At 63.7% G+C, this 24019-nt stretch carries 21 protein-coding genes and 1 tRNA gene; 8 read left to right on the top strand and 14 right to left on the bottom strand.

The annotated features are described in order from the left end of the window. Positions 1-54: 54 nt before the first annotated feature. Both FFS35_RS00220 and FFS35_RS00215 read right to left on the bottom strand, forming a co-directional pair. Positions 55-966, bottom strand: a complete 912-nt coding sequence (locus FFS35_RS00220) for a glycosidase (protein WP_137785109.1) — start codon at positions 964-966, stop codon at positions 55-57. Between the two features lie 5 nt (positions 967-971). Further along, positions 972-1739 carry an SDR family oxidoreductase gene (locus tag FFS35_RS00215; RefSeq protein WP_137785108.1) on the bottom strand — a complete coding sequence of 256 codons (768 nt, stop codon included), beginning with the start codon at positions 1737-1739 and terminating at the stop codon, positions 972-974. A gap of 588 nt (positions 1740-2327) precedes the next feature. Here FFS35_RS00215 and FFS35_RS00210 point away from each other — a divergent pair. From FFS35_RS00210 to FFS35_RS00190, 5 genes are read left to right on the top strand one after another with little or no spacing between them, the layout of a single operon-like run. Beyond that, positions 2328-3893 carry an EAL domain-containing protein gene (locus tag FFS35_RS00210; RefSeq protein WP_137785107.1) on the top strand — a complete coding sequence of 522 codons (1566 nt, stop codon included), beginning with the start codon at positions 2328-2330 and terminating at the stop codon, positions 3891-3893. Continuing rightward, positions 3890-4630, top strand: coding sequence for a LysM peptidoglycan-binding domain-containing protein (locus FFS35_RS00205; RefSeq protein ID WP_137785106.1), 741 nt, complete (start codon positions 3890-3892; stop codon positions 4628-4630). The genes FFS35_RS00210 and FFS35_RS00205 overlap by 4 nt, the downstream gene beginning before the upstream one ends. A gap of 2 nt (positions 4631-4632) precedes the next feature. Beyond that, on the top strand, positions 4633-6315 hold the full coding sequence (locus tag FFS35_RS00200) for a serine/threonine-protein kinase (protein ID WP_249341355.1): 1683 nt from the start codon (positions 4633-4635) through the stop codon (positions 6313-6315). Positions 6316-6335: 20 nt separating this feature from the next. Then, positions 6336-7343, top strand: a complete 1008-nt coding sequence (locus FFS35_RS00195; protein ID WP_249341353.1) for a type VI secretion system-associated FHA domain protein — start codon at positions 6336-6338, stop codon at positions 7341-7343. Next, positions 7340-8083, top strand: a complete 744-nt coding sequence (locus tag FFS35_RS00190; RefSeq protein ID WP_249341351.1) for a protein phosphatase 2C domain-containing protein — start codon at positions 7340-7342, stop codon at positions 8081-8083. Before FFS35_RS00195 ends, FFS35_RS00190 begins: the two co-directional genes overlap by 4 nt. A 105-nt stretch (positions 8084-8188) precedes the next feature. Here the strand turns inward: FFS35_RS00190 and FFS35_RS00185 are convergent, their stop codons facing one another. The 6 genes from FFS35_RS00185 to FFS35_RS20220 form a co-directional block, all read right to left on the bottom strand. Then, positions 8189-8899 (bottom strand): hypothetical protein, encoded by a 711-nt coding sequence (locus FFS35_RS00185; protein ID WP_137785104.1) that lies wholly within the window; start codon positions 8897-8899, stop codon positions 8189-8191. A 385-nt stretch (positions 8900-9284) separates the two neighbouring features. Beyond that, the gene (locus FFS35_RS00180) at positions 9285-10301 is read right to left on the bottom strand and encodes an amidohydrolase family protein (protein WP_137785103.1); all 1017 of its coding nucleotides are present in this window, start codon (positions 10299-10301) and stop codon (positions 9285-9287) included. 87 nt (positions 10302-10388) lie between these two features. Continuing rightward, positions 10389-10979: an NAD(P)H-dependent oxidoreductase gene (locus FFS35_RS00175; protein WP_137785102.1), complete on the bottom strand. Its 591-nt coding sequence runs from the start codon at positions 10977-10979 to the stop codon at positions 10389-10391. Between the two features lie 94 nt (positions 10980-11073). Next, positions 11074-12087: a serine hydrolase domain-containing protein gene (locus FFS35_RS00170; RefSeq protein WP_249341350.1), complete on the bottom strand. Its 1014-nt coding sequence runs from the start codon at positions 12085-12087 to the stop codon at positions 11074-11076. 314 nt (positions 12088-12401) lie between these two features. After that, entirely contained in the window at positions 12402-13382 is a 981-nt protein-coding gene (locus FFS35_RS00165; RefSeq protein ID WP_212742148.1) for an MBL fold metallo-hydrolase, read from the bottom strand. Between the two features lie 327 nt (positions 13383-13709). Next, a complete protein-coding gene (locus FFS35_RS20220) occupies positions 13710-14303 on the bottom strand; it encodes a PEPxxWA-CTERM sorting domain-containing protein (protein WP_249341349.1) in 594 nt (197 codons plus the stop codon). Positions 14304-14486: 183 nt separating this feature from the next. Between FFS35_RS20220 and FFS35_RS00155 the strand changes: the two genes are divergently transcribed. Beyond that, positions 14487-15377 carry a hypothetical protein gene (locus FFS35_RS00155; RefSeq protein WP_137785101.1) on the top strand — a complete coding sequence of 297 codons (891 nt, stop codon included), beginning with the start codon at positions 14487-14489 and terminating at the stop codon, positions 15375-15377. A 300-nt stretch (positions 15378-15677) separates the two neighbouring features. Further along, entirely contained in the window at positions 15678-16076 is a 399-nt protein-coding gene (locus tag FFS35_RS00150) for a tyrosine-type recombinase/integrase (protein WP_212742147.1), read from the top strand. Between the two features lie 33 nt (positions 16077-16109). Here FFS35_RS00150 and FFS35_RS00145 read toward each other — a convergent pair. From FFS35_RS00145 to FFS35_RS00120, 6 genes are all read right to left on the bottom strand, one after another. Beyond that, positions 16110-16185, bottom strand: a tRNA-Lys gene (locus FFS35_RS00145). A 90-nt stretch (positions 16186-16275) separates the two neighbouring features. Beyond that, the gene (gene rodA, locus FFS35_RS00140; protein WP_137785099.1) at positions 16276-17388 is read right to left on the bottom strand and encodes a rod shape-determining protein RodA; all 1113 of its coding nucleotides are present in this window, start codon (positions 17386-17388) and stop codon (positions 16276-16278) included. Further along, positions 17388-19484: a penicillin-binding protein 2 gene (mrdA, locus tag FFS35_RS00135; RefSeq protein ID WP_137785098.1), complete on the bottom strand. Its 2097-nt coding sequence runs from the start codon at positions 19482-19484 to the stop codon at positions 17388-17390. The genes rodA and mrdA overlap by 1 nt, the downstream gene beginning before the upstream one ends. Next, positions 19481-19915, bottom strand: a complete 435-nt coding sequence (locus FFS35_RS00130; protein WP_249341347.1) for a rod shape-determining protein MreD — start codon at positions 19913-19915, stop codon at positions 19481-19483. The genes mrdA and FFS35_RS00130 overlap by 4 nt, the downstream gene beginning before the upstream one ends. Before the next feature lie 74 nt (positions 19916-19989). Continuing rightward, positions 19990-20874 (bottom strand): rod shape-determining protein MreC, encoded by an 885-nt coding sequence (gene mreC / locus FFS35_RS00125; protein WP_137785096.1) that lies wholly within the window; start codon positions 20872-20874, stop codon positions 19990-19992. Between the two features lie 31 nt (positions 20875-20905). Next, the gene (locus FFS35_RS00120) at positions 20906-21949 is read right to left on the bottom strand and encodes a rod shape-determining protein (protein WP_137785095.1); all 1044 of its coding nucleotides are present in this window, start codon (positions 21947-21949) and stop codon (positions 20906-20908) included. Positions 21950-22102: 153 nt separating this feature from the next. Here FFS35_RS00120 and mutL point away from each other — a divergent pair, with 153 nt between their 5' ends. Then, complete coding sequence (mutL, locus tag FFS35_RS00115) at positions 22103-23872, top strand: DNA mismatch repair endonuclease MutL (RefSeq protein ID WP_137785094.1); 1770 nt, start codon at positions 22103-22105, stop codon at positions 23870-23872. Positions 23873-24019 lie beyond the last annotated feature (147 nt).

Raw genomic sequence — 24019 nt, 5'->3', positions numbered from 1 at the left:
CACGTTTGTGTCGCGGCGCCCCTCGGACGATCCTTGTCCGCCAGGCGCAGAAGCTCAAGACCGGCGGATGATCGCCCGATACAATTTGGAGTCCTCTAACGAATAATAGAGCCAGATCGCACCATCGACGACCACGACGGAGGCTGCAAATGCGATGTCCTTGGCATTCTGCTGCGATGTCGGCGGTGGCGTTATCAGTGGCTCGATGCAGCGATCGACCACGTTTTCGTATTCCGCGTCGAAAGCGATCCACCCGATTCGCCAATGTGCGTCGCGCGTGGCGCCGTTGTAGAACATCACGGGGGTGTCTTTGTCCGCCGTCAGCAGCGGACCAGTCGACAGATGCCAGCTATCCCAGCTATCAGTGCGCGGCGCGAACGGTTGAGCCTGGTTGTCCCAGGGCCCCGACACGGTTTGACCGATAGCCAGGCCGACAAGCGAGGCTTCGGCATGCGCGTATTCGAAGAACAGACGCCATTTGCCCGCTTTCGTGCGATCGACCGTCGCCTCCTTGATATTGCCCTCGCTGCCGGAGTTCAGCATGGCGACGCCTTGTTTTGACAGCGTCGAGAGCGAGTCCCCGGTTGCGTAGAGCAGTTGGGCATGCGCCCGCGTTCCATCGACCCCGGTGTAATATACCACAAGGCTGCCGTCGGGCATCACCACGGGAGTGGGATCTTCACAGCCGCCGATGTCATCCGGGCCCGGCCCCGGGCTCAGCACCGCTCCACCTTCCACGGCAAAACTAAGGCCATCATCGGACAGCGCATGCCAAATCGTGCCCGTGTCACCGGCGGCACCATGATCATAGTCCGCGCGCGGGACAGCGCGCACGAGCATCGCGAACTTGCCGTCGGGCCTTTGCCAGACATAGGGACTCATCAGATCGCGCTGAGAGACGGCGGGTGGGCCGGCGACTGTGGCTGCATCGATTTGCTCGACGTCGAAATCGATCTTGGTGGGCATCGGCTCTAGGCGCCTTGCGCTACGGTGAGTGACAATGCGCCGTCGATCGTCACCGTGGTGCCGGTGATATAGTCAGCCGCCGGCGACAAGAGATATGAAACGAGCGACGCGACCTCATCGGGCTGTCCGGCGCGTCCCCACGGGATCGCCGCTTCTTTTGCCCTTAATTCCGCTGGATGGCTGAGCGCCGACTGATTCATCGGCGTGAGGATCATGCCAGGCGCGACGCCGTTGACCGCGATACCCTTCGGCGCGAGTTCGAGCGCGAGCGTCGCCGTGAGTTGCGAAAGGCCGCCCTTCGCCGAGTCATAATCGACGCCCCCGGGTCGGGGAGCACGTTCGTGGATCGACGAAATGTTGACGATCCGCCCCTTCAAGTTCGCTGCTTCCAAGCCGCGGACAAAAGCGCGGCAGGTGAGGAATGGACCATACAAGTCCGAACGCATCACACGGTCAAACTGAGCAAGTTCCATGTCGGCGAGGAGAACGCCGCTCATGTTCAAACCGGCGGAGTTGACCAGGAGGGTGGCCGTGCCGAACGCTTTTTCGGTAGTTGCGAAAAGAGCGGTAACAGCCGCTTCGTCGCCGACGTCCGTCTGGACAGCCATGGCGCGGCTGGCATCGCCGATCGATGCGCATATCTGCTGCGCTGCCGCCGCGTCACGAAAGTAGGTGATTACTACGTGCGCGCCAGCATTGCCCAGTGCTTTGGCGCATGCCGCACCGATACCCGATTCGCCGCCGGTTACGATCGCTACGCTACCGTTGAACATGGTCGATCTCCGCTGAGGTTTTGATCGCTTGCCGGGCGACTGTGCGTGGCGAGGCATTTACGGGAGCCACCGAGGATTTCGAGAGTGCCGGAATGATCGCGGATTCGCCATCAAACGAAGAGAGGCTCGTGGAACAATACCCAAGCGAGAAGGTGGACATACTTGCCGTCATGGACATCCCGCAGAGCTATTCCGCCGGACGTGTTGCCCCGCGATGTCAGCCGCCAACCGCGCACTGGTGCATTAGTTCCAAGGGTGGATGAATCCGACCGCGAAGGCGCCACAATATCCGCAATCGAGGATCAGTTGCTCGGGCAAGCTCGTCTGCCTCGTCACATAATGTTGGAGACAGAAAGGGGGCTGCGGCGCCCGCCGGTGCGATCGCTGGCCAGCTCAAATGCATTTTCAAAAGCGGGCGTCATGAGCAATTGACACATACAACTCGGTTCGGCGCGGCAGACGTCTTTCGGAGCCCACACAATCCGGCAAGAGACTGATTTACATCAAGTTTCAATTAAGAGTATCGTATCTTTTTGCGCTTAGGTCGAATGGGTGGACCGTTCGACTAAACCCTCCGTCGCAATTCGCATGGCATTGCCGTCCGCGATGGTGGCGGCCGCGGTTTTAGCGGCCTCGACAATCAGTATCAGCGCCGCCGTCCTGTTCGCGGTGACAGCAATCGGCTTGCTCGCCTGGGCGTGGCGACTGCTGCGCAAAGTCGACAACGCGGCGCAACGCATCGACGCTGTACGCGGCGACGCGTCGTCTTCGGACAGTTTGGAAGACGGCCTCGCAGCGATCGAGCGGAAGATGGCGGCGCTCAATCACCGAATGGCGGCCGCGCACCCGATCAGTGGCCTGCCGGTGCGCGAGGCCTTGCTCGCGCAGATGAACTCCGACCGCACCGGCATGCTCGGCGTGATCGCATTCACCGATTTCGATCGTCTCACGGCGTTCGATCCTGCGCTTGGCGAGCGCATATTCGCTGCCTCGGCGGCGCGGCTACGTAGCATGCTGCCGCCTGACCGGTTTATCGCGCAGATCGATCGTGGCCACGTCGGGCTGTGGTTCGGCGGCGCGGTCGCCGTAGCGACCGCGCAAGCTGAACTAGAAGCGATCGGCTACGCGCTGGGCGAGGCGATCGAAGACAACGGCACTACGATCATTCCCCAGATTGGCATTCGTCAGGCGCGCTTCGATGAGGCCGATGAGATCGAACCCGGCGCGTTGATCGCGCGAACTCTTGCTTTGTTCGCTTTGCCGGCAGGGGCGATACCAAAGCCGGACCAGCCCGCCGTCGACTATGCGGACCTCGCGCGCGATCGCTACGCGCTCGAGCAGGATTTGCGGCAGGCGATATCGCGGCGCGAACTGCGGCTCGAATTCCAGCCACTGATCGATGCTGGCGCGGGTCGCGTGTGCGGGGCCGAGGCGCTGATCCGCTGGAACCATGTCGAACGTGGTGCGGTCCCCCCGGCACGCTTCATCCCGATCGTCGAGGCGATGGGGATGGCCAGCGAAATCGGCATGTGGGCGCTGAACGCCGCAGCGCGTGAGGCGCAGCGATGGGCGACGCATGGGCTCGAACATGTTCGGGTCGCGGTCAACGTATCGGGTCTGCAGCTGGAGCGCGACGATCTGCCAATCCTGGTGCAGCGCACGCTGGAGCGTCATGAGCTCGGCCCGAGCGCGCTCGAGATCGAGCTCACCGAAAGCGTCGCGACCAGCGATGCAGAGCACTGCCGCCAAATCTTCAAGGGGTTGCGCGCGATAGGCGTGAAGCTGGCCGTAGACGATTTCGGCACCGGCTATTCGGGGTTCAGTTCATTACGCACGCTGGCGTTCGACAAGATCAAGATCGACCGCGAGTTTGTCACCGGTGTCGATACGCGCACGGATAGCCAGGCAATCTGCCAGTCGATCATCGCACTTGGCCGAGGGCTTGGCATCCGCGTTCTCGCCGAGGGTGTCGAGCGGCGCGAAGAATATGAGTGGCTGCGCCGCCACGGCTGCCAGCACTTTCAAGGCTATTATTTCGCGCGACCGATGCGAAGCGAGGCGTTCGTTGCCTTCGTCCGCGACAGCGCGCGGCTGACCGAGATGCTGCGGCTCGGCGTGACGCCGAACCAGATCGAAGAGAAGTTGAGGGCATGAGTATGCGTATCGAGATAATAGCAGCGGGATTGAGCGCGCTGCTACTGGCCGGGTGCGGTGGATCGGGCGGCGTGAAGTCCGCGCCGCCGCCGCCGAAGAGCGCGGTCAGCCCCGCGATCGATACCGAGGTAGCGTTCGATTTGCTGATGCAGGGCAAGGAGAGCGCGGCGGCCGGCAAGCTAAAGTCCATCCTGAAACGTGACCCGATGAACCCGGCGGCGGCCATGCTTGCCGGATCGATCAAGGACGATCCCAAAAAGCTGCTAGGCCCGCAGAGCTATCTCTACACCGCCCGCGCCGGCGACACTATGGAAGAGCTCGCGCAGCGTTTCCTTGGTAACCGGCTCAAGGCGTATCAGCTGGTTAGGTATAACGCCCTCAAGGCGCCGGTGACCCTGTCGCCGGGGCAGGTGCTTCGCATTCCCGGCGAACAGCCGCGGCCCGAACCTTTGCGCCATGTGGAGCCTGAGCCTGCTAGGCCAGCCACTGCTGTCGCGACGCCCAGGTCAAAGGTCGCCGTGCCCAAGCCAGCCGCGCCAGCGGCAGGCGCGGGCACCAACCCGACCGCAGCGCGTCAGTTGCGAACGGCAGGCCTTGCCGCGCTCAACCAGGGCCGTGTCGATCGTGCAGTCGGCCTGTTGCGCCGCGCGAAGCAGCTCGACCCCGCCAATCCGCTGATCGCCCGCGACCTGACCCGCGCCGAGCGGATTGCGGCGACCGTGCGGGCACGGAAGTGATGATGGCGCAGGGCATGCTTGGCCGCTACCGCATCGACGGCCGCCTGGGCGAAGGCGCGATGGCTGACGTCTATCGCGCGCATGATCCTGATATTGACCGGACGGTCGCCATCAAGGTGCTCAAGCCCGAATTCGCCTGCGATCCCGAAATCGCCGCCCGCTTCCTGCGAGAGGCGCGCGCGGCGGGAGCGCTCAGCCACGCCAATATCGCGACGATCTACGACGTCGGTGAAGCGCAGGGTGCCGCCTATATCGCAATGGAACTGATCGACGGACAGCCGCTCGACGTGGCGCTGCAACAGCAGGGCCGCATGCCTTACGAACGGGTGCTGGCGATCGGCGCGCAGCTCGCCACCGCGGTTGCGTATGCGCATCGCTGCGGCGTCGTGCATCGTGATATCAAACCATCAAACATCTTGCTGTCGGCGGACGGCAAAACCGCCAAACTTCTCGACTTCGGCGTTGCGCGGGTTGGCGAGGCCGACGCTGCCGCTGCGGACCGCAAGCTTGCGCAGACGCAGGTTGGCCAGCTGGTCGGCACACCGCGTTACATGAGCCCCGAACAGGCGCTCGGCCTGCCAGTCGATCAGCGATCAGACCTGTTTTCGCTCGGCGTGGTGCTCTACGAAATGATCACCGGCAAGGTCGCCTTCCCCGGTACGGCGCTCGCAACCCTTGCGATCCAGATTGCCCAGGAAAAGGTGGAGCCGATCGATCGCAGCGTGGGTGATTGCCCGCCGGGGCTGCGCTTCATCATCGACAAGCTGCTCGCCAAGAAAGCGGAGCAGCGCTTTGCCGACGGCGATGCGCTCGCCGCCGCGCTGGCGCGAGAAATCGCCGCGCACAGCGAGGCGCCGGCGGGTAAGCGGGGATTGCCCCTGCGGATGAAGCTTCCCCTGGCGCTCGCCACCGTTACTGCGGCGGCACTCGCTATCTGCGTGACCACGACACTTGGCCGCGAGCGCCAGACACTCGAACATCTGGCGATAGTGGCGGGCAAATCGACGGCGACGTTCGTCACGAACAATGCGGCGGTCTTGGCGGCGGAGAATGCCGGCCTGCCCACCAACCAGCAGGATTGGTCGGCGCTCCAGGCGTTCGCGGTATCAGCCAGCAAGGACCCGGCGATCCGTGATCTTGTCGTCGTCGACATGGGCGGGATTGTCCGCGCTGCCGGAGATGCCAGCCTGATCGGCAAGCGCTATGCACAGCCGGTCGGTGAGCCGCTGATGGAACCTGTCGATGGCACGCAGGTGGCGTCTGCCGCCGATCGCGGCCGCGGCGCGGGTATCCGCTTCCTGCAACCGATCCGATACGCCGGTGCCGATTTCGGGCGGGTCGATCTGGTCGTGAAGCGCGCCTCGCTTGACGCGGCGCTTTCAAGCACGCTGACCTCGCTGGTCATTCTGTCAGCGGTGGTGATGCTCGTCGTGCTGCTGATCGGCTATCTCAGCGGCGCAATGGTCGCGCGGCCGCTCGCGCGGTTGCGCAAGGCGCTTGATGCGGCGCCCGAGGCCGGGTTCGCAATGCGAATCTCGCATCATCGGTCTGACGAGCTCGGCGCCGCATTCGATTCGTTCAATCGCGCGGCGGCGGCGGTCGAACCACTGCTTGCCAACGGTCAGACCGACGACAAGGACGCACAGGTTCGAGCGACGGTGATCTCGTCGCGCTTGGCCGCCTGACCGGAGTGAAGCCTGTGTTCATGCTCCAACTCTTCGATACGGCGAACGAGGTCCAGCCGATTGACGCGCGCCTGATCCGCGACGGCCTGATGCGGATCGGTCGCGACAGCGCCGCGGACTGGTCGATCGCCGACCCCGATTGTGAACTGTCACGCGCGCATTGCGAGTTAACGGTCGCTGACGGCGCGCTGACGTTGCGTGCGCTGGGCGCCAACGGTGTGTTCGATGACGCGACGGGCACGCGCTTCCCCGACGCGGTCGAAGTGGCGATGCCAATTCCATCGACGCTGCGGTTCGGCCGGTTTCGCCTGAAGGCAAGCCGCGCGCCGCACGGCGACGAGCCGGTCGACGCTGCGCGCACGATGGTTATGACGCCACCGCTCGGGAATTCGACCGCGGTGCCTGACGATTGGAGCGACGCGTGCGTTATCCTGCCGAGCGGCACAGGCTCGCTGCTGGAGGCGTTCTGCGAGGGAGCCGGGCTGGATGCGTCGTTGCTTTCGAGCGAGGATCCAACCGAAATCATGCGTCGCGCCGGGGCCGTCTATCGCCAGATGGTGCTTGGAATAGGCGATCTGATGGCCGAGCGCGATCGGGCTCGCGGGCAATACAAATTGTCACGCACGACGATTGGCGGGGCGAACAACAACCCGTTCAAATGGGCGCCGACGCAGCGACTTGCGATCGATCTTCTTCTCGCCGGATCGGGCAGCTTCCTGTCAGGGCCGGCGGCGTTGCAGGCTTCGTTCCGTGACATCAAACGCCACTTGATCGCGACCTTCGCGGGGCTGCACGGGAGTCTCCGCGCCGCGATCGGCAGCTTCGATCCAAAGTCGCTCGATGCCGCGGTCGAGCCGCGGGTGTCGCTGCTCAAAAGCCGCGTCTCATTGCAGGCCGAGGAGGTCGCTGCCCGCCACGCTGACCTGGCGAAGCAACTGGCCGATGGCGAGGGGGGATCGCTCGACCGCGCCTTCGTTGCCGCATATGACGCGGCCGAAGCGCGGGCCGGTGCGAGTGGCGTGCGATGACCATGATGTCGTTCGGCCGCTTCGCCACTGCTTCGAACCTCGCGACGGTCCATTCGGTTGCGCGCACCCATGTCGGGCTTGTGCGCGTCATCAACGAGGATCGCGTGTTCGACTGCCCCGAGCGCCGCGTCTGGGCGGTCGCCGACGGTATGGGCGGGCACGCCGGCGGCGATCTTGCCGCGCAAGCGGTGATTGATCGGCTCCGCATCCTGACCTCGGATGAGCGTGTCGTCCGCTTTGCCGACATGCTCGTGGCGCTCGGCCAAGCGAATGGCGACATTCGTGCGCGCAACGAGCGGTTCGCCGCCGCCGCCGGTACGACAGTGGTAGCTGCGATGATCGACGGTAGCACAGGCCATATCGCCTGGGCCGGGGACAGCCGCGCCTATCGCTTGCGGGACGGTGCCCTTGATCTGCTGACCCACGATCACAGCGTCGTGCAGGAACTGGTCGATGCCGGGCTGCTGACGCCGGATCGCGTCGAGCGCCATCCCCAATCGCATGTCGTAACGCGCGCGCTCGGTGTCGAGGATGATCCGCGCCTTCAGACGACGAGTGTCCACCTGCTGCCCGGCGATCGGTTGCTGCTGTGTTCGGATGGTCTGTCACGCTCGCTGGCCACCGGGGACGCCGATCGCGATGCCCTCGACCAGCTGGCAGATCGGCTGCTCGCCAATGCGTTGGGGCGTGACGGCAGCGACAATGTGTCGTTGATATTGATCGACTACGACAACTCTTAGGCCGCAACGCTCAATCGGGGCAGGCGGGGCATTGGCCCCCGGAGGATAGGCCATCATGCGATGTCTTCGCGCCCCCGGCCTTTCGATAATCCGCCACGCCTCGATTTAGATCGAAACCGGCGCGGGACCGCCATGATGCGACGCTGCCGGATCTCGCAGCGTTTTGCGAGGCGGAACCTTTTTCCACGCCCACGCAAGAAGCGAAACGGAAATGCACCCCGCTGCGAGCGCCATCCACCCCGCTGGCAGGTCGGTCAGGACGATAACCCAACCATTCCACCACGAGATATTCGGCACGACCTCGAAACCAATCATCTGAGCGGCTGTTGCCGCGGCGGCCAATCCAAATCCGATGCGCGCATCCATCATCCGGGTTGCGAGCAAAACCGCGAGAACCAGCGTGAAGCCCTCAGCAAGATGAAACGAGAGCCTGAACCCGCCCAACCCCGCCCAGCCATCACGCGGAAATCCCGGTATAGCGGGCAGTAGTCGACCAGTGATCGGTGGAAGAACCAGTAGCGCCGTGGCGAGCATCGCTGACGAATGCGCCATGACCCTGCGCCGGCTCAGAAAAGCGTAGACGACCATGGCGACCACGGACGGACCCGCGATCATGTCGGCGGCCACGAGACGAGCCCCGAATTCGGCATGAAAAGGATCAGCTTGCAAACGCCAAAGCATTGCCATGCCTTGAAGCGCCAAAGGCCCGGCTGCGGCAAACAATGGCAGGACGACAAACGTAGCGAGACCGGCGGTGCGGTGCCAAGCCAGTTTACTGCGGTGCACTGACCACGACTGCACCGACAGAAGCGCCAACCATATCGCGGAGGTAATGCCATGTGCATGGAGCGCGAACGGCGCGCTGCGAAGCTGTCCCAGGTAGCCGGGCCAAAATGCCACGGCGATCAGCGGAAAGAGCGCTATTATCCACCAGTGCGCATGTCGGTATGGCATCAGCTTCCCCCAAAGCTTCGATTTAAGTTAGACGCTTTTGCCGCTCGATGACAGCAGATTTGCCGTGCCGCGAACCTGGTGACTATTTCCCGAAAATAAGTCGAAGCTACTTAGTGCGATCTATCGACAAAAAATATCGCCCGCGCCCCTGTCGCTGGTAGAAATCGCTCGAATGAGCAGTATCCCGGAAGGCAGCACTGGGCTTCACCGCCGCTAGTTCGGCGATATTCGAACTATCAGTTGGGGCTTAATTTTCGATTCGCAGGAATCGGGCCGCATTATCATGTAAAATAAGCCGTTTCTGGCGCTTACTAAGAAACGGCGCGCGCTTGATCCGTTCAATCGCCACTGCGATCGCATCGGGCCAGACCATGTTGTCTGAGCCAAACATGATTCGCTCTTCCATGCCCGCGTCGATCAGGCGCTTGAGATAGGAATAGAACGATTTTTCGGTATGAGCGTAGTCTATTATTGCCACGTCAACATATAGCTGTGGGTGTGCGTACATCATCGCGATCATCGCGTCGCCCAGCGGCCAGCCCGCATGCATCGCATAAACGCGCAGTCGGGGATGACGGATAAGCACGCTCTCCAAGCGCATCGGATCGCCGACGCTCACGCGGTAACCAGGCGTCGCAAAATACGTCGTGCCTGGAGGACCGGGACCGAGATGAATGCCGACTGGAATGTCGAGTTCCTCGGCCAGCGCGAAATAGGGTTCGAGCCGGGGGTCATCCGGGGCGATACCCGCATATTGGGTGGTGATCTCGCTGAGCGCCCTTAGCTTGCCTTCCTTATGAAGTTCCCGGAGCGAGGCGATACTGGGGAAATTGCCATCGCTGCCGAACCCCGCCGCCGGAAGAATGCGGTCTGGCGCGTGGGCGCGAAAATCTTCGACCGTGTCTGAAGCCCCGCCAGCCAGAGCGAGCATGTTGTAGCGCTTCAAAACGGCCAGATCGCGATCGCGCAGATCAGCAGCGCCAGTCGGTGCCGTTAGGATGTTCGGACAGGTTGGATTGATCGTGAACCAATCGAGATATTCATCAATCGGCTTTGCGGGGTCGCGTGGCGCCCAGGTGCTGTATGGAGCGCAAACCTTGCCGCCCGCTGGCCCTTCCGCGTCGGGAAGATCAGCGTGGAAATGCATATCGATAATGTCGAACTGCGGACGCGCGAACGCAACGGACGGGATAAGCAGGCTGGCGACGGCCAATGCATGACGGATCCGCAATTCAGCCCCCTTCAGTATTTGCTGGAGCTTCATGCAAATCTGAGTGGTTGGCAAGCGGTGACGCCGGCGTAGCGGCCATTTCGAAAGTGTGGGATCACGTCTGCAACTGAGCTTCGGCCATCAGTATGGCGGGTCGCGAAGCGCCCGCTGGTTGCGCGCCGCTTCGGTCCACCACGCAAGATCGTCGGCGAAGCGTGAAAAGGCGCGGACCAGCGCCGTACCTCCCTCGCCGGATGGCTCGCCGGCGTGATCGAAGGCATGGCCGATGCCGCCGACAGCGATCGTGCTGGATACGACGACCATTCCCATCTCCGACAATGATCCGTGCCACTGCAAGGCCGATCGTGCGCCGGCGAAGCGACCTGCCGAATAGCTGACAATCGCGGCCGGCCGCCAAAACCATTCCTCGAGAAAATGGTCGGTCAGGTTCTTGAGGCCTGGCTGGATTCCCCAATTGTATTCGCCGGTTACGAAGACGAAGGCGTCGGCGCTGCGTATCTTCAAGGCAAGCTCCTCCAGCCTCGGCGGCGCTTCGCCCGCCTCATGCTCCTTGTACATGCGGTCCAGCATCGGCAGGTCGACCGCCTTGGCGTCGATCAGTTCGGCATCGGCGCCGCGCTTGCGCAAGGCACCGACCAGCCACTCCGCCAAACGTATGCCCTGACGATCGGAGCGGTAAGAACCATATAACACGAGAATGCGGTCAGCCACGGGCATCTCCTTGAACAGACTTGAGGCATGGGAGCCGGAGCCCCTTGTCGCACGGCAATGGCGATGGCGGTCACCATAATTATGGCCCCGTCTGTCAGTCCATCTGACCGCGAAGGAACGCGATCAGCCTCGGATCGCTTCCGGTGCGTTCAAGGACCGGCAGGATGATCCGCCACCCGTTGTCGCTGTTGGTCAGGATGACGATCCCATCACCGCTCGGACGATCGATCGCAGCAAATGTGAAGGCCCCGGCATCCTTGCCGGTGTGAAGCATCGTCGTCCCCGCGGGAAAGCCGAGGAGCTGCCAACCCAGGCCGAAACCTGTCCAGGGTGGACAAGTCGTTGCTTTCGTTCCGGTGCATATGTTCGCCTTCAGGTCGGCCTGTAATTTGCTGCGCTCCGCCGCGACCGACGCGACCAGGGCCCGGTCATTGCGCGCCTCGATAAGGAATCGCGCATAGTCGCGCGCCGTCGCGTGAGCCAGATCGGCAGCATTGTATCGCGTCACTCGATCGACCCGCAGCGGCTTGCCCGCTGCGTCATATGGCGTGGCGATCGGCGTCGTCCTGCCTTGCGCCGACACATAGCCCGAAGCGCGCATGTGGGCCGGGGCGAATAGCCAGCGCGCGGCCAGCGCCTCGAACGGCTGCCCGGTGCGACGCTCGGCGTAGCGCGCTGCATATTGATATCCCTCGCCCGAATAGCCGGTGGCCGTGCCGGGATCATGATCGAAGGCCAGTCCTTTCACGTCGCGCCAGTTCGGCAACCCGCTGCGATGGCTCAGCGCCATGCGGACTGTGAGCTTCATCCGCCGGGGATCGCGCGACAGATCGGGGTCGCTCCAGTAGCGATCCATCGGCTCGTCGAGCGACAGCTTGCCGGCCGATACCAGTCGCAGGATGACTTCGGCCGTGAGCGGCTTCGTCAGTGAGGCGAGATTGTAGGGCGTCGAGACGGTCGCCGCGCGGTTTGGCCCCGCGATGCCCCATGCCCCGGTCCAGACGATCCGTCCGTTGCGGATCAGGGCGATCGACGCACTCTCCACATGCTGTTCGCGAAGGATGACGGTCATATCGGGCAGCGCGTTGTTCGTTTTGGCGTCCGCCATGGAGGCGCAAGCCACCAGCGCGGCCAAACCGCTGCGACCTAGCCGTCTCACCACACTCACTGTATTACTCATGTGCAACAGCTAGCGACATCGAAGTATGGCCGCAACCCGGATCGTATTCTTCATCCGGCTATCGCCGTTGCGATTTCCGCAACCAGGCCGGGCGCTAAACCCTGTTACTGTCGTTCGCCGCCTGCCTGAATGCAGGGCGGCTCAAGGGCGCAGGTCATAAGTCGCTAGATGCGCGCATCTTTGGTGCAGACCTCCGACATCTTCAACGCTCGCCTACGGCTCATTGATCGTTGGCGGCGAGCTTAGAAGTCGGCAGTTTCTCCTGGCTTCAAGGCGATAAATCGCTTCGGAGCAATTCCTCGCGCGGCGAGACCCTTCGCAAGTTGCTCCACCGGATCCTCCCGCAGTTCGTCGGTGAGCTTGAACACGCCCCAGTGCATCGCCACCGCGGCGCCGGCTTCCAGATCCTGCATGATCCGGATCGCCTCGGCCGGATCGACGTGCTGCGCTGACATGAACCAGCGCGGATCGTATGCGCCAATCGGCAGCAGGGCCACGTCCGGCGATCCGTAGCGTTCGCGCATCGCACGGAAGATGGCACCGGTTCCGTATCCAGTGTCGCCGGCGAAATAGATCAGCCGACCTGCAGCTTCGAGCATGAATCCGCCCCACAGCGTCATCCTGCGATCACGGACGCCGCGTGACGACCAGTGGACGGCGGGCACGACGTGCGTTCTCGCGCCAGCCGCGACAGCGATGACGTCACCCCAATCACCCGCCTCGACCCGCGCGCCCCGGACGTGCTTGCGGATGATGGTATCGTTGCCGAGCGGGGTGATGATCAGCGGCCGATGATCGGCTTGCAGTCGTTTCAGTGTCGCGACATCGAGATGGTCATAGTGGTTGTGCGACAGCAGCACCGCATCGATGGGCGGCAGGTCGGCGAAGGCAACGCCCGGCGCGGCGACCCGTTTCGGCCCGGCGAAGGACAAGGGGCTTGCTCGGTCCGACCAGACCGGATCGGTCAGAAGGTTAAGCCCGGCGACCTGCACCAGAAGCGTGGCGTGCCCGACCATGGTGATGCGCAACCCGTCAACACGTTGGGCAGGTTTCGCCTGCTCGACGGCAACGAACGAGGGCCACGCCGTGCGAGGTGCCTCTCGCCTCCAGCGGAGAATGTCGGCCAGCCCGCGATCGGTATCCGGCTCACCGGGATTGTGGAAGCGCACCCCGTCGAAATGGTCGGTGACGACGCCTTGATAATATGGGTTCTTGATCGACATTGCTCCAGTTTGGGCTCAGCGATACCAATCCAGAATAATCATCGGCGGAATATTAGCCGTATCAAATTTTTTAGTGGTAAAGGCGCGTGCCGAGGTGATCGGCGCGCCCGCGACCCGGCGGCGGCGACACAATCTAACTGCGCAGCCTCAATAACTCCGAGTGGGGTTTGCTCGCGATTTAAGTGGCGGCCCTCAAAAATGGGATACCATCCACCAGAGACGGTTTCGGATTAGATTGACAGCACCACCGGGGCGCATCGAACCACATCGCGCCGACAACACCGGTCCGAGCCGCGCCCACCAGACCCACTCGTCTGACAGAGCCGATCAGGCGAAGACGACACGCGTCCGCCGGCGACGGCGCAACGCCGCGCCAGTCAGGCCGAACCCGGCGATCATCATCGCCCAGGTCGCCGGTTCCGGCACTGCGGCGACGAAGGGGCGTGCGGTGACCTTGCCACTGGTGGTGCTCGCCGATGAGAAGCGTGAAAAACCACCGTCGTAATACACAGCCGTGCGCAGCGCCCCCGAACGCAGGCCGCTCAGGTTCGTATGTCCGTCGCTTGTCGTTCGGGTCCCGTCGATCCGAAGCAGCAGGCTGGAACCGGGGACGTTCACGAGATCCTCGACGCTTGTTGGCGCGTTGCTGAAGCTAAAACCGACGTCGAATGTGCTGGCACCACGGGTGGGGCCATAGTTATAGATCGTGGCCCCGTGCATCGCCGTGCCATCGATCGTCACGGCGACGTCGTTGACCGCGTATCTCACCGTATCGTCGACGGTGAACGAGCCACTCACGTTCCAACCGTTGCTCAGCGTGTCGGTGAAGGAATAGAGCGTCACTGCTGCTTCTGCCGGTGTGACGGCGAGGGTGGCACCGACGAGCGCGCCAGCGGCGAGAAGCGTGGATCGAATGGTCATGCGTGTCCCCTTGAAATCCCTGTGGCCCGGTGTCGCCCCGCGATCCCTTGCCGATGACGGGCAGATACCGGAATCGTGGCCGGCGCGGGCGATTTAGGTGACGGAAATGGATCACACCGGCTGTCCATCGCGCACCTGTCCTATTACGGTACGATGATGACGGGACTTGATCCGGCTTGATTCGTGCCGTTGTCGGGCATCAGGATTGCAATCCGTCCGGCCGTGGCGATGCTGGCGAGCCAAGGACGGCGCTGGGCGATCGCCTGTAGCAGCGACCGGGTAGGAACGGCGCTGGTCTGGTCGGTGCTGGGCGGCAATCTCGCGCATCTGCCCTATCGCCGGGACGACGGGACCGTCGCCGGTCTGGATGCGCCCGATGCCGACCGTCGTGGGGTAAGCCGGTTGTCGGTCGCGGCTACTTTCGGCATGCCGTATCAGACCGCCCGCGGGCGTGTGGCGGCGCTGGTGGCCGACGGGCTGGTGGAGCACGCGGCCGGTGGCCTGATCGTGCCAGCGGCGGTGCTGGGCCGGCCGGCAATGCAGGTGGCGCAGCGGGGCGATCATGACGCGCTGGCAGAGATGGTAGGCCTGTTGGTGCTGGCGGGCTATCCGCTGCCTGCCCGTCTGACGGTGGCGAAGGTTGAGCGGTTGCCGACCGCAATCGCGGCGCGACTTGCGCTCGACTTCATGCTGCGGTCGCTGGAAACGGCGCGGCAGATGCACGGCGATATCCTGAATAGCGCAATTATCGGCGGCATCATCACCGCAAACATCCGCGACCTGATGGCCGACGCCGGCTTTGCCCGACGCTATGCCGATCATGATGTGCCGCCGCCCGACCATCTGCGCCGTCCGATCCCGCTACGTCAGTTGGCGCGCGAGATCGATGCGCCGTTCGTTACGGTGCGCCGCCGGGTCGAGGCGATGCGCGCGGCAGGCGATATTGTGGTGCTACCCGCCGGACTGATCGTGCCGGCGGCAACGCTGGCCCGCCTGCGCTTTCAAGAGAATAACGCGATCATCGTGCGCAACATGCGGCAGATGTTGCGCGACGTGATGCGCATCACGATGTAACGCTGGTCCACAGCTCAGACCCGCTCGCATCGGGAAACATAGTTTCGTTCCGTTTCACAGGCATTGGTAGACGACCTCGCGTGGTGGAGGGCCGCTGCGCGCCGCCAGCGTCAAGATACATCGCCACCGTATTGATTGCTTGATCCGCTCGTGCTGCTGCGGCAGCAAGGCGCCCTAACATCAGACGTTCAGCCCCTTTGTCGCGATCCCGATAGCTGACGTTTAGGCGCTCTTTTTCCGGTCGGTCTGGCTCACCCGCTTGATTCCGAGAACAGCAAAATCTCTTACAAGTCGACATCCGTGGTCAGGCGTCCGCAGACGCGGGGAAAACATGAATCTCATGTGTTCACCTTTCGAGGCAATCCGCTTCGTAATGCGAGCACGCGGGCGTGGCGCAAGGCGCTGACGGAAAGCGGCATCACCAATTTTCGTTGGCACGATTTGCGGCATACCTGGGCGAGTTGGCTCCGGCAGAATGACTTACCCACCTGGGTGCTTCAGGAGCTGGGCGACTGGAAGAGCGAAGCGATGGTGCGGCGTTATGCCCACATGTCGGTGAAGCACCTTCAGCCTTATGCCGACCCGCTGATTGTTCGGCCCATTGTGGAGACACGCGCAAAGCCGCAGAAATCGGTGGGAGCCGATGACACAAAATCACCCACAAGGCCGGCGAAGCCCCGGCTCTATGTGGTGCGTTGAGCGCTTCAACACGTTGATTTAACTGGAAGAAAATGGTGGACGCACTTGGGCTCGAACCAAGGACCCGCTGATTAAGAGTCAGCTGCTCTACCAACTGAGCTATGCGTCCATTCCGGCGTATGAGGCGACTTCGTGGTCGCCCTCGCGATCGGAAGCGCGCGGTTAGCAGGCGCATTCCGGTTTGCAAACACCTTTTTGTCTACCAGCCCGTTTTTCTTCGGCTTTCGCGATCAATCGACATAAGGATGCCCAGGCACAGCAAAACGGTCATCTGCGCCGAACCACCGAAGCTGACCAGCGGCAGCGGGATTCCGACAACCGGCGCAAGGCCCATCACCATCATCAGATTGATCGCGACATAGAAAAAGATCGTCGTCGAAAGTCCGGCTGCGGTGAGCTTGGCGAAGCGCGATTTCGCCCGCACCCCGACATTCACGCCCCATCGGATCACCCATAGATAGGCGGCTATGATGAACAGCCCGCCGGCGAGACCCCATTCCTCCGCCATGGTGGCGAAGACGAAATCGGTCTGCCCCTCCGGCAGATAGTCAAGGTGGCTCTGTGTGCCGTTGAGGAAACCCTTGCCGAGGATTCCGCCAGAGCCGATCGCGATTTTGGACTGGGTGATGTGATAGCCGGTTCGAAGCGGATCGCTCTCCGGGTCAAGGAAGATCAGCACACGATTGCGCTGATAATCGTGCAGCACGAAATGAAAGGCGAGCGGGGCGGCGATCGCAAGTGCCAGCGCGCCGCCGACGAACAGCCGCAACGGGATTCCGGCGAGGAACATCACCGTGATGCCACCGGCACAGATCATCAGCGCGGTACCAAGATCCGGCTGCAACATCACAAGCGCGGCAGGCACGCCGATCAGAACGCACGGCGGCCAGATCGCGCCGAACCGCCGTGTCTCCGAAGGCGGGAGCATCTCGTAAAAGCGTGCGCAGGCAAGCACGATGCCCGGTTTCATCAACTCTGACGGTTGGAGCCGGATAAAGCCGAGATCCAGCCACCGCTGGCTGCCGCCGCGCACCGCGCCAAGCAATTCGACCGCGAACAGCAGCACTACCAATATGACATAGGCCGGGATCGCGGCACGACGCCATACATCCTCACGCACTCCGCTCACGCCAATCGCAGCGGCAAGAAAAACGAAGAACCGCACGCCCTGCGGGAGCGCCCAGGGCCGGATACTGCCGCCGGCGGCGGAGAACAGGACGACAAGTCCGAAACACCCGATCGCCGTGACGGTCAGCAGAATGCGCCAAGGGAGCCGCGTGAGCGGGGCGGGAATGATCGACGCGCGCGCCATCAATCCGGCGTTCCCGGATCGGGAGACCCGGTCGTTCCGGCGACGCCACCTGTATTGGCGATGTCACCCGGGATTGCGTCGGCATTGGCGTTGCTTGCTCTTGTCGCCGCTTCAACGGCGGGCGCGTCGGTAGGAGCGGGGGCGTCCGTCTCGGTCGCCAAACCCTCCTCATTCGCCGCCGCGCTGGTTGCGCTGCGATAGGCTGCAGCCTCCGCGGCCATGCGGGTCCGTATGTCGCCGCCCCAAGTCGGCTCGATCTCGGCCAGCGATTTCAACGCTCGATCGCGATCGAAGAGATAGGTCATGATATCGCGCCCCATCATAGGCGTATCGAGATTGCGCACGGTATGGCCGCCGTGTTCGAGCACGATCGCAGCGGCATAACGCGGATTGTCGGCAGGCGCAAAGCAGACGAACAGGGCGTGGTCGCGAAGCTTGAACGGCAGGCTCGCATTCTTGAGCACGCCCGAGCTTCGTTCTGCCATGGTGATACGGCGAACCTGCGCAGTGCCGGTCTTGGCGGCAAGCTCCACGCCTGGGACATACATGCGCGACGCGCCCCCGGTGCCCCCGCCGTTGACAACTTTCCACATCCCCTCGCGGACAATGCGCAGGTGGTCGGGGTTTACCGGAAGCGCCGCGGCCTCACGATGCACGTGGCTCATCAGCAGGCTCGGCCGCAGCATCCGCCCAGAGGCGATTCGCGCGGCCATCACCGCAAGCTGAAGCGGGTTCGCCAGCACATAGCCCTGGCCGATCGAGGCGTTTAGCGAGTCCGCGACCGTCCAGTCGCTTTTGTACTTGCGGCGCTTCCACGCGCTATCCGGGACGGTGCCGTAACGCTGCGTGGCAAGGGGCAGATCATATTTCTGCCCCAGGCCGACCATCCGGGCGATCGGCGCGACATGATCGTAGCCGAGCCGACGCACCATCTCGTAGAAATAGATGTCACAGCTTTGCGCGATCGCGCCGCGCAGATCGAGCGGGCCGTGGCCACCGCGCTTGTGGCAGTGGAACACGCCGGTCCCCACGCGCAGCGAGCCGGAACATGATATGCGCTCATCCGCGCCCACGCCCGCCTCCAACAGCGCCAGACCATTCATTGGCTTGACGGTCGAGCCGGGTGGATACAGGCCCTGCGTCACCTTGTTCATCAGGGGCACGTGATCGTTGGCGCTCAGCATTTCCCATTCAAGATGGCTGATGCCGGCGGAAAAGCTGTTGGGATCATAGGCTGGCACCGATACCATCGCGAGCATCTCGCCAGTGATGCAATCGAACACCACCGCCGAACCTGAATTGGTGCCGAGGCGGCGTGCCGCATATTCCTGCAGCCCTGCGTCGATCGTCAGCTTCTGCGTCTTGCCGGGGATATCAGGTCGCGTGGCCAGCTCAGCGACGAGCTTGCCGCGCGCCGTCACCTCAACCCGCTTTGCGCCGGGCGTGCCGCGAAGTTCTTTCTCCAGTGTCTTTTCGAGCCCGTCCTTGCCAAGCTTGAAGCCAGGGGTGACGAGGAGCTGTTCCTTCGTCGCCTTGAACTGTTCGGCCGTCGCCGTGCCGACATAGCCCGTAAGATGCGCAACGGCCGCGCCAGCCGGATAGTTGCGCGCGAAACCACGGGTAGGCGAAACGCCCGGAAGTTCGGGCTGGCGGACCTGAACCGCGGCGAAGCGCTCCCATGAAATGCCGTCGATAACCTGCACGGGCTGGAATCCGGCCGCGCGCTTCAGGTCCGCGCGTACGCGCAGAAGATCCTCGGGCGTGAGATCAAGCAATTTCTGGAGCAGTGCCAGCGTGCGATCGAGATCCTCGACACGGTCGGGGATTATGTCGATGCGGAAATCGGTGCGATTGTCGGCGATCGGATGGCCGCCGCGATCGACGATCCAGCCGCGGCGCGGGGGAATCATCGTGTTGTTGACGCGGTTGCTTTCCGACAGCGAACTGTAGCGCTCGTTCTCGGCGATCGCCAGCCAGCCCATGCGGCCTGCGAGCAGCGCGCCGACCCCGATCTGCGCGGAGCCGAGCAGCCAGGCGCGGCGCGAGAAGGTGTAGCCCTGCTGCGCCTCGGTTGCGATCCGGGGCGCGCGGCTCATTCGATCGCCCGCTTTCGATCGATCCAGGCGACGATGCGCGCAGCAAGGGGGAAGAGCAGAATCGACACGACGATCTGTATCACTAGCACCTCATCGACGTGCGCGCTAAGCGGCGACGCGACGATCCTGCCGCCGGCGAGGCAAAAGGCGATCGCGGCGGCGGCGATCAGCCAGTCCTGAAAGAATGCGCGAAACATCGTGCGCTGGTCAAAGAGGTCGATCAGAAAGAAGGCGAGCGTCCATAATATCATCGCGCTGCCGAGCGGCTGGCCACTCGACAGATCGTCGAAGAGGCCCAGCAGCGGCGGGGACCAGCGGCGCAGCGCGAGCGGAGCGAGCAGGCGCCACGCCAGCATCATCAATAGCCCGCAAGGCGGCAAGAGCCCCAGTGTCGCCCCGAACGGCGCCACGGTCACGAGCGAGCCCGTCATCACCGTCATCCATGGAATCGCGCGTGCACGGGCCGCCGGCAACGCCGAAACGAACGGTTTGCGCGGAGCCTGGCTCATTTCCTACCCTTGGCGGATAGCGGACGCGGCGGCGGGGGCGGCGGGACGAATACCTCGCTCACGAGCGCGAAATCGAACGTGTCGGGGCGGGCAAACGGTTGGGCGGGCGCAGTATCGCTGCCCGGGCGCACCACACGGGCAACGAGCACGCCCGGCGTGTATATGCCGCCGGTGCCTGACGTGACGAAGCGATCGCCCGGGCGCAGTTTCGCGTCGGCGGTTTCGACAGAGCGGATATCGACCATTCCGTCGCCGCGTCCGGCGGCGAGGGCGGGCAGTCCGTCCCCGATGCGGCGGACCGGCACAATGCTGCTGGGATCGGTGAGCAATAGCACGCGGGCGGTGTTCGGCCCGGTTTCCGTGACACGACCAAGTAGTCCGTCCGGCCCGCGCACCGGTTGCCCGTCGCGAACGCCCTGCCAGCTACCGGCGTTGAGCACCCCGAAGCGCCGCGTGCTCGATGCGGTGGAACTGACGATGCGTGCGGTTATGATTGGGTTGAATGCACCGTCGCGCAACTTGAGAAGACCGCGCAGCCGGCGATTGTCATGCACGATGATCTGCGCCTGTATCAACGCCGCGCGGCTGCGCTTCACCTCGGCGCGCAGTTCCTCATTTTCGCCATGGACGCGGAAATAGGTGCCGATCGTTTGCGGTACGTCCGCGATCGTACCGAACACGGCGGAGACGCCGGACGATACCGGCGTCGTCACTTCGCGCACCGTCGCGCGCAGTGACGCGAATGCGGTGGGATCGATCGCGGAAAGGGCGAGCAGCACCGCGCCGACCATCGCGCCCGCGATCGCCAGAATGTAGGTGAGGAAAAGAGAATATTGCGCCCGACGCGAGAAACCCGGGCGCCGATCCCGCGTCGGCGCCATCACCTATTCCTCTTGAGAAAACCGCCTCTGTTCAACCGTTTGTCAGCACGCCGCGATACATCGGATCTTCAAGCGCCCGCCCGGTGCCGAGCGCCACGCAGGTTAGCGGATCCTCAGCGACGGTGACAGGGAGGCCCGTCTCGTCGCGCAGCACCTCGTCCAGCCCCTGAAGCAATGCGCCGCCACCGGTAAGCACGATGCCCTGATCGACGATGTCGGCGGCCAGTTCCGGCGCGGTATTTTCGAGCGCGACGCGCACGCCCTCGACGATCGTGGCGACCGGCTCTGATAACGCCTCGGCGATCTGCCCTTGGTTGATCTGGATTTCCTTCGGCACGCCGTTCACCAGGTCGCGGCCCTTGATGTGGATCGTCAGTCCGATGCCGTCGGACGGCGGCTTGGCGATCCCGACTTCCTGCTTTATCCGCTCGGCTGTCGCTTCGCCGATCAGCAGATTGTGGTTGCGGCGGACATAGCTGACGATTGCCTCGTCCATCTTGTCGCCGCCGACGCGCACGCTGGTGGTATAGGCAAGGCCGCGCAGCGAGAGCACGGCCACCTCGGTGGTGCCGCCCCCGATATCGACCACCATGCTGCCGATCGGCTCGGTCACCGGCATGTCGGCGCCGATCGCGGCGGCCATCGGCTCCTCGATCAGCCACACCTGGCTGGCACCAGCGTTAGACGCGGCGTCTCTGATCGCGCGTCGTTCCACCTTGGTTGAGCCAGAGGGAACGCAGATCACGATCTCGGGGAAGCGCCATGGCCGCTGTTTGCCGCCGTGCACCTTGTGGATGAAGTGCTTTATCATCTGTTCGGCGACGTCGATGTCGGCGATCACGCCATCGCGCAACGGGCGGATCGCCTCGATGTTGCCGGGCGTCTTGCCCATCATCATCTTGGCGTCGTCGCCAACGGCCTTCACTTTCTTGATTCCGTTGATCGTCTCGACCGCCACGACAGATGGCTCGTTAAGCACGATCCCACGACCGCGCAGGTAGACGACCGTATTCGCCGTGCCGAGATCGATCGCCATATCGTGCGACATGAACTTGAAAAATCGCGAAAAGGCCATGTTTCGGTAAATTCCGTCCCCGAGTCGCCGCGTCAGAATCGCGGCACGATATGCCAAGCATCCCACGCCTGCCGTCGCAAGGCGTAATTGATACGCATATATCTACGTCTCACGGGGTCGCGGGATGCCGCCGCTTGGGCTAGGGGAGTTGTCGTGTCAATACGACGTTTACCCGAGCACCTGGTCAACCGCATCGCTGCCGGTGAAGTGGTGGAAAGACCGGCCAGCGCGTTGAAGGAACTGGTGGAGAACGCGATCGACGCCGGTGCGACGCGCGTGAGTGTTGCGCTCGCCGCCGGCGGGACGGAGCGGATCGAGGTAGCCGATGATGGTTGCGGGATGACGCCTGGGGAAATGGCGCTGGCCTGCGAACGCCATGCGACGTCCAAGCTGCCCGACGACGATATCGATGCGGTTTCAACGCTCGGTTTTCGCGGAGAGGCGCTGCCCTCTATCGCCAGCGTCGCGCGGTTGACGCTGGAGAGTCGCCCGCGCGGCAGCGACGGCTGGGCGCGCACGATCGATAATGGCGATCTGGTGCGCGAAGGGCCAGCCGCCCTGCCACTCGGCACGCGGATCGTGGTGGACGGCCTGTTCGCGCGGGTGCCGGCGCGACGAAAGTTCCTGCGCTCGACCCGGAGCGAATATGCCGCCTGCCTCGATGTGGTGCGGCGGCTGGCGATGGCGCGGCCGGATATCGCCTTTACGTTGGAGCACGATGGCCGCCGCGCGCTCGCCGCATTGCAGGCGGAGGGCCGCCCCGGCCGTGTCGCTCTGCTGACCGATCGCGCGCTGGCGGAGAATTCGGTCGCGGTCGATCTGGAGCGCGAGGGTGTCGTGCTGGGTGGCGTCGCAGGGCTGCCAACCTTCCATCGCGGTGTCGCCGACCACCAATATCTGTTCGTCAACGGGCGTCCGGTGAAGGACCGGCTGCTGATCGGCGCGATTCGCGGCGCTTACGCAGAAATGATGCCGCGGGACCGCCATGCGGTGGTGGCGCTGTTTCTCGAGGTGCCGCCCGATCAGGTCGACGTGAACGTACATCCCGCCAAGACAGAAGTGCGCTTCCGTGATCCCGCAATGATTCGGGGCATGATCGTCAGCGGCATTCGCCGTGCGCTCGATGGCGCGGGGCATCGCGTGTCGAACCGCGCGGCGGAGGATGCGCTGGCGATGTGGCGGAGCGAGCCGATCGCGCGCCCGGCAGAGTATCAGCAAACGATCTGGGCTCCGCCGCCCCAACCCGCGGGGATGTCGGTCGCGGATCGGCGCACGAGCTTCGCCGCGCCGCCGCCACAGGCGCGTGCCGAGCCGGCGTGGGCACCGCCGCCGGAGCGCGAGGATCATCCGTTGGGCGTGGCGCGTGGGCAGGTCGCCAAAACTTACATTGTCGCGGAGGCGGAGGACGGCCTCGTCATCGTCGATCAGCATGCGGCGCACGAGCGGCTGGTGCTGGAGCGGATGCGCCGCGCGCTCGCGGACGGGCGGGTCGCATCGCAGGCGCTCCTCATCCCCGAGGTCATCGAACTGGACGAGCCGGCGTGCGACAGGCTGGAGGCGCGGGTGACGGAACTTGCCGAACTGGGGTTGGAGCTCGAGCGCTTCGGGCCGCGCGCGATCCTGGTGCGCGCGATGCCCGCGTTGTTGGGCGCCGGCGATCCGTCGGGACTGGTCGGCGACCTTGCCGACGAACTCGCCGCATTCGACGAGGCGCTGTCATTGCGCGAACGTCTCGATGCTGTCGCCGGTACGATGGCATGCCACGGCTCGGTTCGGGCGGGGCGGGTGCTTTCGGTCGCGGAGATGAACGCGCTGCTCCGTGAGATGGAAGTCACGCCGCACTCCGGGCAATGCAATCACGGGCGACCGACCTGGGTGAAGCTGGCGCATGGCGATATCGAGAAGCTGTTTGGGCGACGGTGACGGGCGTCGCCACAGTTGTGGACAGCTAATGCGGCCCGACCACATGTGCGTGGATAACCCGTCACGACCTAACCGCTGGCCGGGGCACGTCTTCGGCTCGGCGCCGTTCGTGTTGTTCGCCTTGCCGGCTTCTGCGTTTTACATGGT

Source organism: Sphingomonas sp. 3P27F8, assembly GCF_005502745.1.
Taxonomy (GTDB): Bacteria; Pseudomonadota; Alphaproteobacteria; order Sphingomonadales; family Sphingomonadaceae; genus Sphingomonas.
The sequence above is the reverse complement of the archived record's forward strand: the minus strand, read 5'-3'. Positions and strand labels throughout refer to the sequence as shown.